Origin of the sequence: Sphingomonas sp. SORGH_AS_0950 (assembly GCF_030818415.1) — a bacterium.
Taxonomy (GTDB): Bacteria; Pseudomonadota; Alphaproteobacteria; order Sphingomonadales; family Sphingomonadaceae; genus Sphingomonas.
Genome location: NZ_JAUTAE010000003.1, coordinates 68851 through 83205, shown reverse-complemented (window position 1 = coordinate 83205; position 14355 = coordinate 68851). Strand labels below are relative to the sequence as shown.

Annotated in this window: 7 protein-coding genes; 3 read left to right on the top strand and 4 right to left on the bottom strand. The window is 64.6% G+C overall.

Translation table 11 applies throughout. The features are described 5' to 3' along the window. Positions 1-81: 81 nt before the first annotated feature. Together QE385_RS19470 and QE385_RS19465 are read right to left on the bottom strand one after the other, a co-directional pair. On the bottom strand, positions 82-6687 hold the full coding sequence (locus QE385_RS19470) for an Ig-like domain-containing protein (protein WP_373424742.1): 6606 nt from the start codon (positions 6685-6687) through the stop codon (positions 82-84). Next, positions 6626-8110: a putative Ig domain-containing protein gene (locus tag QE385_RS19465; RefSeq protein ID WP_307105104.1), complete on the bottom strand. Its 1485-nt coding sequence runs from the start codon at positions 8108-8110 to the stop codon at positions 6626-6628. Before QE385_RS19465 ends, QE385_RS19470 begins: the two co-directional genes overlap by 62 nt. Before the next feature lie 220 nt (positions 8111-8330). On the opposite strand from QE385_RS19465, the gene QE385_RS19460 reads away from it, so the two are divergent. From QE385_RS19460 to QE385_RS19450, 3 genes are read left to right on the top strand one after another with little or no spacing between them, the layout of a single operon-like run. Further along, a complete protein-coding gene (locus QE385_RS19460; RefSeq protein ID WP_307105102.1) occupies positions 8331-8915 on the top strand; it encodes a phage tail protein in 585 nt (194 codons plus the stop codon). Between the two features lie 50 nt (positions 8916-8965). Continuing rightward, positions 8966-9259, top strand: a complete 294-nt coding sequence (locus tag QE385_RS19455; RefSeq protein ID WP_307105100.1) for a hypothetical protein — start codon at positions 8966-8968, stop codon at positions 9257-9259. 48 nt (positions 9260-9307) lie between these two features. Continuing rightward, a complete protein-coding gene (locus QE385_RS19450; RefSeq protein ID WP_307105098.1) occupies positions 9308-9928 on the top strand; it encodes a hypothetical protein in 621 nt (206 codons plus the stop codon). Positions 9929-10222: 294 nt separating this feature from the next. On the opposite strand, the gene QE385_RS19445 is transcribed toward QE385_RS19450, so the two are convergent. Continuing rightward, complete coding sequence (locus QE385_RS19445) at positions 10223-11314, bottom strand: NAD(P)/FAD-dependent oxidoreductase (RefSeq protein ID WP_307105096.1); 1092 nt, start codon at positions 11312-11314, stop codon at positions 10223-10225. Next, positions 11311-14271, bottom strand: a complete 2961-nt coding sequence (locus QE385_RS19440; RefSeq protein WP_307105094.1) for a LodA/GoxA family CTQ-dependent oxidase — start codon at positions 14269-14271, stop codon at positions 11311-11313. The genes QE385_RS19445 and QE385_RS19440 overlap by 4 nt, the downstream gene beginning before the upstream one ends. Positions 14272-14355 lie beyond the last annotated feature (84 nt).

Genomic DNA, 14355 nt, shown 5'->3' with positions numbered 1-14355 from the left:
CCCGTCGTAAGAGCAAGGCGTCGGTCGCGGCCGGGTGGGGAATGTCCGTTCAGACCTCTTCTGGTTGACAGCCCTTGGACTTTAGAACTTCTTGCGAACCTGGACACCTGTCGTCGCGGCTCGCTCACCGTCGGCGATGCGTACGCCGAGATCGAGCCCAAGATCCCAACCCGACGGTAGCGTCAGGCCGATACCGGGTGCGAATAGGAACTGCTCGCGCGACCATCCCGATGCCATCAGGCTGTAATAGGATGGTCCTGCAACATCGGCATAATCCAAACCTTGCCGCGTACCGCTGGTGAACTCGTGCATCCACTCGGTCCGCAATCGTCCGGTTAGCATTCCGACTGACAAAGGCTGCTGCCAGGCGAGGCGCAGTCCAAGCGCCCCGGTGACCGACCGGAGCTCGCGATCGTCGAAGCGCAGGTTGTAGATGCCCGCACCTTCTTCACGGTAGCCAGCAAGATGCCCGTTCAGATATTCGGCCCGGCCATACAGCGACCAGCGCAGAGCCCCGGTGACACGATCGATCCCCGACGACAGCGCACCGGTAGTGAACGTGCCCTTTCGGTCGGCCATGGCCAGGGCCCCCGCTTCGTTGTCCTGACGACGCAGCGTATAGTCCAGCCATCCGCGCGCAATCATGCCGTCGACGAAGAGGCCCTGTACCGGGACCATGCTTCCATAAACGGCCAGTACCTGGTTCTGGCTAGTCACCCGGTCCACTCCACCCGCAATCGCACTGCGATCACGGCCGAGGCCGCCGCCAACCCCGAGGGTGACGCCCTTGGCGACGTGCACATCGACACCAGCGCTCACGCCAGAGGTGGTTGCACTGACCTTCGAGCGCCCGGTGACCGCGTCGCGTGTCCCGATATCGATGGTTCCGCCTGCCCAGAGGCCGACGCGACCACCGCAGGCCGCCGGCGCGACTTCCTCCCGCGTCGAGGGCACGGCACTGCGCCCCGAACGACGGTCACCATCAGACGCGCTGTTATCGATCGGCTGCCCCGGGACATGTCGGTCATAGACCTGATCGGTGGAGCTCAACCGCAGTCCGTTCGTCGAACGGGCACAGTCGGCACCGTGCAGCGTTTCGGCATGACCCATGAAATTGGTAACTTGGGTCCGTGAGAAGCGACGAGCGGCCTCTGCTTGTGCGTCGCTCATCGCGCGGACATTCGCATCTTGCGAAGGGTCCGGGCGCGCCGTGACGGTGACGATCACCGCAGCGGCCGAGGACGTGCCGAACGCATTGGCGAGGGTGTATCCTACCGCGATCGTGCCGCTGAAGTGCGCCTTCGGCGTCACCTGCAGACGGAAGGTTCGTGCATCCGCGTTCCCGCTAGTGAGGATCGTGGCATTTGCATGATCGGCAGGCGACACGCTGGTGATAGTAGCTGCGGTGAACGGTCCCCCGGCGGCTGCCGCTGTCAGGTCGACCGAGACGGTCTGACCGTCGACCGCGGATGCCGTGAGGCTCGGTGCCGTTGGCGCCTTGCCGACCACCTGGATGGTGGCGGTCGCAGGCGTCGAAGTACCACCCGGACCCACCGCGACATACTGGAACGTATCGGTGCCCTGGTAGCCCGCTTCCGGTGTGTAGACGGCTATGACCTGGCCCGGGATCGAGATCGACGATGCAGCCAGTGCAGCCGCCATGAACGGTGAGCCACCGAACCCGCGCATCGCAAGGGTTCGAGAGATCGTGACCGTGCCATGGGTCGGTTGCGTGACGATCCGAATGTCGTCGAAGACGCCCGTCACCAGGCTCGACAGGTTGAGACTGACGCTCTGCCCTGCCTCCGTCTTGGTGTTGGCCGCGACCGACGTGGTCACCGGATCGGCAGCGACCGGCGGAGGAGGTGCGGTGACGGTCAACGTGTAGTTGGCTGTACCGATAGCACCATTACCGTCGGTGACGGCAACGGTGATGCTGTAGCTGCCCGGTGTGGTCGGGGTGCCGGACAGGGTGCCGGTGGACGACAAGGTAACGCCGGCAGGCAGGCCCGTGGCGGTGTAGCTGTAGGGCGCGGTGCCGCCCGTGCTGGTCAGCGTGCCGGTATAGGCGTTGCCGACGGTGGCCGACGGCAGCGGTCCTGCTGCGGGCGAGACGGTCAGCGTCGGCGCGGTCACGGTGATGGTGACGGTCGCAGGGCTACTGGTGCCCGAGGCGTTGGTGGCGGTGTAGGTGAAGCTGTCGCTGCCGGAGAAGCCCGCGGTCGGCGTGTAGGTGATGCCGGTGCCCGATGCCGTGGCGGTGCCGTGGCTCGGTGCAGACGCGACCGCGACCGAGGTGGCGGCGCCACCCGAGAGGGCCAGCGTCACCGCGTTGCCGGTGCTGTTGGCCGCGACCGTGGCGGTGGCCGCACCGGCGACCGGCACCTGGGCGGCGACGGTGAGCGTATAGGTCGCGGTGCCGGTGGCACCGTGCGCATCGGTGATGGCGACGGCGATGGTGTAGCTGCCCGGTGTGGTCGGGGTGCCGGACAGGGTGCCGGTGGACGACAAGGTAACGCCGGCAGGCAGGCCCGTGGCGGTGTAGCTGTAGGGCGCGGTGCCGCCCGTGCTGGTCAGCGTGCCGGTATAGGCGTTGCCGACGGTGGCCGACGGCAGCGGTCCTGCTGCGGGCGAGACGGTCAGCGTCGGCGCGGTCACGGTGATGGTGACGGTCGCAGGGCTACTGGTGCCCGAGGCGTTGGTGGCGGTGTAGGTGAAGCTGTCGCTGCCGGAGAAGCCCGCGGTCGGCGTGTAGGTGATGCCGGTGCCCGATGCCGTGGCGGTGCCGTGGCTCGGTGCAGACGCGACCGCGACCGAGGTGGCGGCGCCACCCGAGAGGGCCAGCGTCACCGCGTTGCCGGTGCTGTTGGCCGCGACCGTGGCGCTGGCCGCACCGGCGACCGGCACCTGGGCGGCGACGGTGAGCGTATAGGTCGCGGTGCCGGTGGCACCGTGCGCATCGGTGATGGCGACGGCGATGGTGTAGCTGCCCGGCGTGGTCGGCGTGCCCGAGAGGGTGCCGCTGGACGACAAGGTAACGCCGGCAGGCAGGCCCGTGGCGGTGTAGCTGTAGGGCGCGGTGCCGCCCGTGCTGGTCAGCGTGCCGGTATAGGCGGTGCCGACGGTGGCCGACGGCAGCGGTCCTGCTGCGGGCGAGACGGTCAGCGTCGGCGCGGTCACGGTGATGGTGACGGTCGCAGGGCTACTGGTGCCCGAGGCGTTGGTGGCGGTGTAGGTGAAGCTGTCGCTGCCGGAGAAGCCCGCGGTCGGCGTGTAGGTGATGCCGGTGCCCGATGCCGTGGCGGTGCCGTGGCTCGGTGCAGACGCGACCGCGACCGAGGTGGCGGCGCCACCCGAGAGGGCCAGCGTCACCGCGTTGCCGGTGCTGTTGGCCGCGACCGTGGCGGTGGCCGCACCGGCGACCGGCACCTGGGCGGCGACGGTGAGCGTATAGGTCGCGGTGCCGGTGGCACCGTGCGCATCGGTGATGGCGACGGCGATGGTGTAGCTGCCCGGCGTGGTCGGCGTGCCCGAGAGGGTGCCGCTGGACGACAAGGTAACGCCGGCAGGCAGGCCCGTGGCGGTGTAGCTGTAGGGCGCGGTGCCGCCCGTGCTGGTCAGCGTGCCGGTATAGGCGTTGCCGACGGTGGCCGACGGCAGCGGTCCTGCTGCGGGCGAGACGGTCAGCGTCGGCGCGGTCACGGTGATGGTGACGGTCGCAGGGCTGCTGGTGCCCGAGGCGTTGGTGGCGGTGTAGGTGAAGCTGTCGCTGCCGGAGAAGCCCGCGGTCGGCGTGTAGGTGATGCCGGTGCCTGATGCCGTGGCGGTGCCGTGGCTCGGCGCAGACGCGACCGCGACCGAGGTGGCGGCGCCACCCGAGAGGGCCAGCGTCACCGCGTTGCCGGTGCTGTTGGCCGCGACCGTGGCGCTGGCCGCACCCGCGACCGGCACCTGGGCGGCGACGGTGAGCGTATAGGTCGCGGTGCCGGTGGCACCGTGCGCATCGGTGATGGCGACGGCGATGGTGTAGCTGCCCGGTGTGGTCGGGGTGCCGGACAGGGTGCCGGTGGACGACAAGGTAACGCCGGCAGGCAGGCCCGTGGCGGTGTAGCTGTAGGGCGCGGTGCCGCCCGTGCTGGTCAGCGTGCCGGTATAGGCGTTGCCGACGGTGGCCGACGGCAGCGGTCCTGCTGCGGGCGAGACGGTCAGCGTCGGCGCGGTCACGGTGATGGTGACGGTCGCAGGGCTACTGGTGCCCGAGGCGTTGGTGGCGGTGTAGGTGAAGCTGTCGCTGCCGGAGAAGCCCGCGGTCGGCGTGTAGGTGATGCCGGTGCCCGATGCCGTGGCGGTGCCGTGGCTCGGTGCAGACGCGACCGCGACCGAGGTGGCGGCGCCACCCGAGAGGGCCAGCGTCACCGCGTTGCCGGTGCTGTTGGCCGCGACCGTGGCGGTGGCCGCACCGGCGACCGGCACCTGGGCGGCGACGGTGAGCGTATAGGTCGCGGTGCCGGTGGCACCGTGCGCATCGGTGATGGCGACGGCGATGGTGTAGCTGCCCGGCGTGGTCGGCGTGCCCGAGAGGGTGCCGCTGGACGACAAGGTAACGCCGGCAGGCAGGCCCGTGGCGGTGTAGCTGTAGGGCGCGGTGCCGCCCGTGCTGGTCAGCGTGCCGGTATAGGCGTTGCCGACGGTGGCCGACGGCAGCGGTCCTGCTGCGGGCGAGACGGTCAGCGTCGGCGCGGTCACCGTGACGGTGACGGTCGCAGGGCTGCTGGTGCCCGAGGCGTTGGTGGCGGTGTAGGTGAAGCTGTCGCTGCCGGAGAAGCCCGCGGTCGGCGTGTAGGTGATGCCGGTGCCCGATGCCGTGGCGGTGCCGTGGCTCGGTGCAGACGCGACCGCGACCGAGGTGGCGGCGCCACCCGAGAGGGCCAGCGTCACCGCGTTGCCGGTGCTGTTGGCCGCGACCGTGGCGCTGGCCGCACCGGCGACCGGCACCTGGGCGGCGACGGTGAGCGTATAGGTCGCGGTGCCGGTGGCACCGTGCGCATCGGTGATGGCGACGGCGATGGTGTAGCTGCCCGGCGTGGTCGGCGTGCCCGAGAGGGTGCCGCTGGACGACAAGGTAACGCCGGCAGGCAGGCCCGTGGCGGTGTAGCTGTAGGGCGCGGTGCCGCCCGTGCTGGTCAGCGTGCCGGTATAGGCGGTGCCGACGGTGGCCGACGGCAGCGGTCCTGCTGCGGGCGAGACGGTCAGCGTCGGCGCGGTCACGGTGATGGTGACGGTCGCAGGGCTACTGGTGCCCGAGGCGTTGGTGGCGGTGTAGGTGAAGCTGTCGCTGCCGGAGAAGCCCGCGGTCGGCGTGTAGGTGATGCCGGTGCCCGATGCCGTGGCGGTGCCGTGGCTCGGTGCAGACGCGACCGCGACCGAGGTGGCGGCGCCACCCGAGAGGGCCAGCGTCACCGCGTTGCCGGTGCTGTTGGCCGCGACCGTGGCGCTGGCCGCACCCGCGATCGGTGCCTCAGCAGCGACGGTGAGGGTATAGGCGCGCGAGGCGGTGAAGTTCTGTGCGTCGGTCGCGGTGACGGTCAGGTTGAACGTGCCCGATGCGGTCGGCGTGCCGGACAGCGAGCCGGCGCTCGACAGCGTCAGCCCGGCCGGCAACGCGCCGGCGGTGACGGCATAGCGGTACGGTGCGGCACCGCCCGTAGTGGCGAGCGCCTGGCTGTAGGCGGTGCCCGCAGTCGCGCCCGGCAGCGTTGTCGGGCTCAGCGTCAGGGTCGGTGCGGTCACGGTGATGGTAACCGTTGCAGGCGCACTCGTGCCGCTGGCGTTGGTCGCGGTGTAGGTGAAACTGTCGCTGCCCGAATAGTTCAGGCTAGGCGTGTAACTGATAGACGTTCCCGATCCGGTAAGGGTGCCATGATTTGGTGGCGTGCCGATCGCGATCGAGGTCGCGGTACCACCTGACAGATTGAACGTCACCGCATTGGCGGGGCTGTTGGCGGCGACGGTCATGCTGACCGCGCCAGCCACCGGTGCTTGGACGGCAACGGTAAGGGCATAGGCACGCGCACCGGTGAAGTTCTGAGCATCCGTCGTCGTGATCGTGAAGTTAAACGTCCCCGAAGCAGTCGGCGTGCCCGACAGCGTGCCGGTGCTCGACAGAGTCAGGCCAGCCGGCAGTGCACCTGCCGAAACCGCATAGTTATATGGCGCTATCCCGCCAGTCGCTGCCAGCGCCTGACTATAAGCCGAACCAACCATCGCATTGGCCAGCGTCGCTGGGGCCAGCGTCAACGTCGGTGCTGCAATGTTGAGCGTGTAGCTGCGGGATGTGGCGTACGGGCCAGAACCAGTCGAGCTGTCGAGCGCGGTGATCGTGAAGTTGAACGTCCCCGAAGCAGTCGGCGTGCCCGCCAGCGTGCCGGTGCTCGACAGAGTCAGGCCAGCCGGCAGAGCACCTGCCGTGATAGCATAGCTGTAAGGCGCGGTGCCGCCCGAGGTGGCGAGCGTCTGGGTGTACGCGCTGCCCGCCGTGCCGCCCGGCAAGGTCGCCGGGGCCAGCACGAGGGTCGGCGCCGTCACCGTGACGGTGACGGTCGCAGCCGCGCTGGTGCCCGCTGCGTTAGTGGCAGTATAAGTGAAGCTGTCGTTGCCCGAATAGCCCGCACTCGGTGTGTAGCTGATCGAAGTGCCCGATGCGATGGGCCGTGCCGTGCGACGGTGCCGCAGCGACCGCGACTGAGGTCGGAGTCCCGCCCGAGAGGGCCAGCGTTACCGCATTGGCGCTGCTATTGGGAGCAACCGTGACGCTGGCCGCACCCGCGATCGGTGCCTGGGCGGCGACAGTGATGGTGTAGGCACGGGTGGCCGTAAAGTTCTGCGCATCGGTCGCGGTGACGGTCAGGTTGAACGTGCCTGATGCGGTCGGCGTGCCGGACAGCGTGCCGGCGCTCGACAGCGTCAGCCCGGCCGGCAGCGCGCCGGCGGTGACGGCATAGCTGTAGGGCGCGGTGCCGCCCGAGGTGCTGAGCGCCTGGCTGTAAGCGGTCCCTGCAGTGCCGTTCGGCAGGGTCGCCGGAGCCAGCGTCAGGGTGGGCGCGGTCACCGTGACGGTGACGGTCGAAGGCGCACTGGTGCCCGATGCGTTGGTGGCGGTGTAGGTGAAGCTGTCGCTGCCCGAATAACCAGCGGTCGGCGTGTAGGTGATCGAGGTGCCCGACGCCGTCGCGGTGCCGTGCGCGGCCTGGGTTGCGACCGCGACCGAGGTGGCGGTGCCACCCGACAGGTTTAGGGTGACGGCATTGGCGGTGCTGTTGGCGGCGACTGTCGTGTTGACTGCGCCGGCGACCGGGGCAGCGACATACGTATAGGCCGAATTGGCCGCCCCAGTACCCGCGGCCGTCGTAACAGAAATGTTGACGGTGCCGGCGGACCGGGCAGGCGACGTGGCCGTGATCTGTGTGGCGCTATTCACCACGAACGAGCTAGCGGCGGTGCCACCGAAGGCGACCGCCGTCGCCCCGGTGAAGTCGGTGCCCGTGATAACGACATTGGTACCGCCACCGGTCGGGCCGGACGATGGCGATACTGCCGTCAAGGTCGGCGCTGATGCCGCACCGGCCGGGGTACATGTTGCTGACCAAGCCACTGACGCAGTGCTGTCGAATGTCGTACCCGTGCTCGAAACAGGCGTTGTATAGGTTCGAACGACGGTAGCAAGACTAGTGATGGTATAATTGCCGCTTCGCTGAGCTCCCGCAATCACCCCGCCATCATCAACAACGTTCGTGTTCGTGGGCGTTGAAGTGCCATATCTCACGATTAAGCGGGCATTCGCCTGACCGGTGCCCTGGACACTGTATTGCCAGTTGATGACATCGCCTGGAGTAAACGGGTTCGTCGTAAATGCGGAGCCGCCGTTTGCTCTCACTGTCGTATTGAGAATACCATTGTTGATATCGTTGCAACCTGCGGAAGCGTGGGCAACAGCGGGGATCAGCAAAGCCGCAGCCACAGCAAAGGCTTTGCAAAGGCCACCGAAAATACCGGGTCGAGGCGCTTGCTGAATGGCCTGCATGGCCTCGATACCGTATTTCGTCATCTGCATATTGCCCCTGCGCACGATAGGCACAAAACCCGATTGTGCGCTCGCTGGTTAGCGGTTTGAAAAACCCATAACCAAGCCACCATTATAGATACGTTCCGCCGATACTGCCTACGAAACGGTAAATATGGGGTAAATCACCAGATTCATAATGTGCTAATCTTATTGCTAGACGATCCTCTTTGCGGTCTACGAATCACATTCTCGTTGAGGAGCGCTGCAAATGCTTGATCCATATCTCGGTGAAATTACCCAAGGGGCTTGGAGTTTCGCTCCCAAAGGTTGGGCTATCTGCGATGGCGCCAAGCTACAAATTCAACAAAATGTAAGCCTGTTCTCGTTACTAGGGAAAAGCTTTGGCGGCGATGGAGTGACAACTTTTTGCCTGCCCGATGCGAGAGGCCGTGTTTTGGTCGGTACTGGAAAGGCTATCTCCGGCACGGCATACAATGTGGGTACAAATGGGGGGGCTGAAACAACACAAATCACCAGCGCTCAGATGCCGCCGCATAGCCATCCGCCAGTAACAACGAGCGGGACCCTCAGCGCGCTATCGAACGTGCCCGCAACACAACTCAGCAATACGCCGTCGCCTGGCGCATTCCTTGCAAATACGGCCGATACTGGGTCTGGCGGCAATCCATCGATTTACGCGCCCGCTGGCACGGGAACTCCGGTCAATCTTGCAGGTATTGGCGCCCCAGCGACTGGTGTTGCCGGCGGAGGACTGCCCCTCCCGCTAATGCAGCCGTTTCTTGCAGTCACCACGGTGATAGCAATGACTGGCAGCTTCCCAACCCGATCTTGATCACAGCCAAGCGATTGTAGCGCTTACATGAGAGCGCAGTGGAGATTCCAATGAGACTGCTGGACGCATCCGATTTCGAGGCTTGGGTAGGAAAGCGCGTCCAAGTCACCGCAGTCCCGAAAAACGCGTCGGTTGTGCTGGACCACATAGAAAAAAATGCACATCCCATCGCGATTGACGGCTTCAGACAGCCATTTACTCTGATCTTCAGCTCGACCCTCGATCAAAACATGATCGACGGAAGCTACGAATTCGATTGTGGCATTGGCGGCCCACACGTCATATTTATCAGCCAACTTCAGCAGATAGGAAATAGTCGTTGGTATCAAGCAATTTTTAATTAAAATTAGCTATATATTATTGGTTATACACTTTGCTGCGAGGATTTTGCCATGACCCCCGACGTATATTCCAATCTCACGGTCCTTAACATTACCGGACAGGATATTACGACGGGAGGAGGTGGCGACAATGCAGGTTTCTTTCACCAATATCAGATGTTTGCATGGTTTAATGCAATAACAAATCCGTATCCCGCCTTGATCGCCCCCAGTAAGGGCTCGGCAACCTATTTGATGCAATTCTACAGAGGAGTGGGCGACGAAGATGATGCCGCCGACATTCAAATGAATGCGGGCAATCAGAACCGCGGCGCCGAGAACGTCGTCTGGCTCCAGGCGAGAAGTAACGACAACAGTTCGCACTACATTCAAGCCGTTGTCCAAAATGCTACCGCCCATGGCGGGCCCTACGTCATCGCTTTCACAAAAACGGGACCATGGCCTGCCACGCCAGACGCGGTTTCGACGCTCACATGGGCTGGCAGCGGCAATACGGTTGGCACGGGTACGCCAAATACCGATCAGACGTTGGCCATTATCGACCTAGGAGCACTTTTCCCTAGCGATGTCGCAAAAGCGCTGGCGGTTCAGATATGTAACGGTGCATTGTCAGATTTGGACGCCGAAACGATCTGGTATCAATGTATGATTTACCTCGGGCGACTTGTCTAAGAAATTGGGGTTTTTCTGACACCTGATGATCGGGCGGAGCGTTCTACCCGTCACCAGCCCGGTTCGAATATTCGAGCAATATTGTTAATATAGATTTTCTGTTCCGGCGGAGCGAATTTGGGTCGTGATCAGTGGGTCGTAGTTCGACGCCTCTCAAAAAAACCTTTAAATCACTGACACGCAGGTCGATGACAAAAATCCACGACTGCCGAAGCTCCCCTCCTCCGCTGGACGCAGTACCGCTGCAGATATGCGATCTATTTGTGTTGATATCGTATCTGCGTTGAGGGTCTGTCAGAAATGCGACGTGGTTGCGGACATTTGTCGGCTGCTCCAGAAGGTCGTGTCCGGCCAACGGCGCTCCATCCCGTAGAAAATCTCATGATGGCGGAGATAAGCCTGCCAGATACGCCCCATACGCATGGCATGACGGCGGGCGGCGTCACCGTCACCGGCAAGCAGGGCAAGCGTCGCCTCACCGGCTTCCAGCCCTGTCACTAAGGCATTGAACAACCCCTGCGAGGATAAGGGGTCCAACGCGATCGCTCCGTCCCCTGCGGCGAGCCAACCGTCGCCCGCCGCGCTGCGCGCGACGCTATTCGCAGAACAGACCGACGGATCAGTCGCCCGGTCCTGGCATACCGAGCCTATTGCCTCTGCCAGCCCCGGCAGCGACAGCCCGGACCGGAGCGGCCCTTGCTTCAACACCGAACGGATCGCAGGGCCATCCGCATCGCCATGGAAGGCAACGATCCGCTCACCACCCGGCAACAGGGCTGTATACCACCAACCATCTGGACATGCTTCAGTATAGGTGATGGGGTCGGAGGCATTCGGCTGCCTTACACGTTGATACACGCACGCCAGTCGATCCAGAACGGCGCGGCGCTGACCGTGATCGCGCAACAGCGAGGATCCTCGTCCGCTCGCGTCGATCAGCCGGTACGCCGTGATTGCCCTGCCATTGTCGAGCCTGACGCGCCACCCACTTGCTTCGCGACTGATCACCCCGACCGATGCTTCGATCAAGGTGGCACCGCGATCCACCGCGTCTGCCCGTAGATCGGACTCGAACCTGGCCCGGTCAAGCCGCCAGCCGGGACCATCGGGATCGCGGATCGAGTCGAGCTCGACGGGCTGGTCCGATCCCCAGCGGCTGACCTTGAGGGGCGCGGCACCGTGGCCAGCCGATGCGAACCTATCATAGGCACCCAGCGTCGTTAGCACGCGCCGCGCGGCCCCTGGCAGCGTTTCGCCGATCCGCCAAGCAGGCGTCTTTACCCGGTCGACCAGCGCCACGCTGGCGTGCGGCGCGAGCGCCAGAGCGGCGGCCGATCCGGCCGCGCCCGCACCGACGATCACCACATCGAATTTGCGATCGGTCATCGCGACTGCGGTGGCAAACCATTGGGGTAGCGATTGACCAACGCGATGCCGGAGAGATCGACTTCAGTCGCCGAACGGCTGCCGCGTCGCTCGACCGGTCCATCCACCGCACCGGGCGCGACCCCAACGCACGGCGCCCCGGTCAGCGCGTGCCCCTGCTGAGCCGTGTCGAGATGACTGGGGATCAGTCGCGCAAAATCCTCCACCTCGATCGTGGCGGGAAAATCGGCATCGCCAGGTCCCTCCCGCACCTCGACCACGCCCATGAAGTCGAAATGATGGATCATGTTGTTGATCTGTTGGGTGTAACCATCCGCGCCCAAGGGTTCAATCCACGCCTCCCGATTGGCGAAAGCCTTGCGGCGCTCCGACAGCGGGCGGGATTTGTCCATGACGATCTCGTAATTCTCCCGTGTTAGCACCTCGTTTGGCACCCGAGCCGGCCAGAAACTGGGCACATAGGGGTCATAACTCGGGGTATAGCCCGACCGACAACTGCTGGTGTCGGTCTGCCAGGGCACCGCCATCCATCGGGTAATCCCACCGGCGAGCTGGCCGTAAAGCGGCCCATTACCGATCTTCACGTCATCTGGCGTCAGTACTTCGCTCGGGCGCGGTTCGACCCAGCCATCGGGCGCGTGGCGGAACCGGAACGGCGCCATGTACATCGAGGCGGCGCGGACCGGCCAGGTCATCTCGCAACCTGGATGAAAGGCATCCGCCAGACAGAATTCCAGTGCGGCGCGCGTCAGCATGTCGCCCTGTTCTGCGAGCGGCACCTCGTCTATCGAACGTGGCGGCGCTGCCGCGATATCGCCATCAGCGTCAAAATCGCCGTCCGCCCATTGGCGCAGCATCGCCATCTGGCAATCGCTGAGCACCGCATTCTGGCGCGGGCTGGCGACCGGAGGTATCGCCATCGCATCGCCATAGAGCCAAGGCCAGGGCACCGGCGAGTTGGCATCGGTGCCGAAGTCGCGGAAGTTGTTATAGATAACCCGACGCTGCTCGCGATAAGCCGGGCTCGTGCTGCCGAGCCGGGCGACCGCTTTGGGACTGGTCAGGTCGAACACCCCATCCCAGCCGAAGCCTGCCGCAAAACCCGCATTGGTCCATTGCAGCCCTTCCATACGCTGGAAGATCGGCAGGATGTCGCGCGCGAAGGACGGCCTTGCGGGGGCGGCGAGCGTCCCACTCTTGATCGCAACATCGCGCATCAGATCCCACATCGTCCGTACCGACTTGCGCTGCGGTCCGTAATTTGGCGGTGCGACCACGAGCCAGGCGGGCACGACTTCGAGCGCCTGCCCATCCAGGGTCACAGTCGCGGTCACCGGACCGTCAGAAACGTCGTCATACCATCCCTCATTATTGGCAAAGGTAATGGCGACGCTACCATCGACGCTGGCGGAGACCCCCTTGCCGCCCAGTACCGTGAGCCGCTGCTCGGCATCCGTCATCGCTTCACCCAGATAGACCGGGACGCTGATGAAACGGTCCTCGAACGTTACGGTCGGCGCGTTGGGACCAAGGAGTGTCTGGCGCTTGCCCTCGATCTTCAGGGTGTCGCGATGCGCGACCCCGGGGTTGCGCAACGTCGTTGGAGGCGCATAGCTCGCTTCCGGAATATCGAGCGCGAGCTGAAAGCCGTACCAGGCCGCCTTATGGTTGGCGAGTTGCACCTGCCACTCGATCGTCGCTCCACTGTCTTCTCCGGTCAGCTCCCGAACGATGTCCCCGCGGGCGTTGACGCCATAGATGCGAAATCTTGCCGCCTGACGCTTCAGGCGCATGTCTGCGTCGCGGTAGCTCCCAGGGGGCAAGGGCAGGGGGTCGGTGACTTCAGGACCGTAGAAATACTCGTCGCTGGACCCAACGCGGGCGATGCCGATCGCCGGATGGATGACAGCGCGGACGATACAATCGTCGGCCGCCAGCGCTGGCGCCGGCGCCTCGGCAGCACGGGGGACACGCGGGTCGGCCATCGGTTGACCATTGGCATGGTGGCGCATCGCCGCTCCGGCCGCATAGACTTGGCGACGGGCAACCGCGATCGAGGATTCCGAACATGGCCGGTTCGCGTCCGGCACCCGCCAGATGTTGAAGGCGAGACCCTGGCCATATTCCGCTTGGCCTCGAACGTCGATCTGCTGTTGCGGCAGAACCAACGTCGCGACTGGCACGAAGGAGCTTTCATCCTCCGGCCAAACGATATTGGCGGCGTCGAGCGGCATCGTCTGTGGATTGGTGCGTCGTTGTACGGACAGAGTGAAGCGATATTCGCCTGCAGCCAGCCGATTGATCAAATCGGTCTTGAGATAGTCATTGGCATCGTCCGGCACGTCCTCGGCTTCGGTATGCGGAGTCAGCCGGTATTTGACGATCTCGTCGCCGAGATGGAAGGGCAGGATCGCCCAGTAGGCGTTGGTCAGGCACGATCCACGCGGTGCCTTCATCGCGTCGAGCACCGCCTGGATGTCAGGATGCTCAGCCAGATAGCTGCTGTAATCATGCTGAACGACCCCGGCATAGGTGAACTCGACCATGGTTTGCGCGGTATCGAGGAAAAACCGATCGATATTCTGCATGATGAGGTCGGCGGTCGCCCCGTCTTCCCCTAGCGCATTGGGGCCATCGACACCGAACAGCTTGATGCCGATGCCCGCCATGCCGCCCAGATCGGGCGATGTCGGGGCAATATCGCTCGAGAAGCGGATCCAGGCGTCCAGACGCTCGTGTGCGAAAATGCCGACCCGCCACCCGTCGGGCAAATCCGGCCGCCTTTCAAAACGGCCATGGGCGACACCGTGCAGCTTCCGAAAGACAGCCCGCTGCGCAGGGGGCAGGTTCGTCTTCGTAGCACGCGCCTGACTGATGTCGACGAACATTTCGGTCAGGCGATTGCCGGCATCGGCCACGGGGGCAAAGCACTTCGGCATTGAACGTTCGTCCTTCATATTTCGTCCTCGTCCGAAAATTCGCGCGATTTTGCGAATTTATGTTGAGATGGCGTATCGATCAGATTTAAGTTTGCATCAGCA

Coding starts and splice junctions, on each gene's coding strand:
- QE385_RS19465 (WP_307105104.1), bottom strand. CDS start 8,110: ATGCAGATGACGAAATACGGTATCGAGGCCATGCAGGCCATTCAGCAA.
- QE385_RS19460 (WP_307105102.1), top strand. CDS start 8,331: ATGCTTGATCCATATCTCGGTGAAATTACCCAAGGGGCTTGGAGTTTC.
- QE385_RS19455 (WP_307105100.1), top strand. CDS start 8,966: ATGAGACTGCTGGACGCATCCGATTTCGAGGCTTGGGTAGGAAAGCGC.
- QE385_RS19450 (WP_307105098.1), top strand. CDS start 9,308: ATGACCCCCGACGTATATTCCAATCTCACGGTCCTTAACATTACCGGA.
- QE385_RS19445 (WP_307105096.1), bottom strand. CDS start 11,314: ATGACCGATCGCAAATTCGATGTGGTGATCGTCGGTGCGGGCGCGGCC.
- QE385_RS19440 (WP_307105094.1), bottom strand. CDS start 14,271: ATGAAGGACGAACGTTCAATGCCGAAGTGCTTTGCCCCCGTGGCCGAT.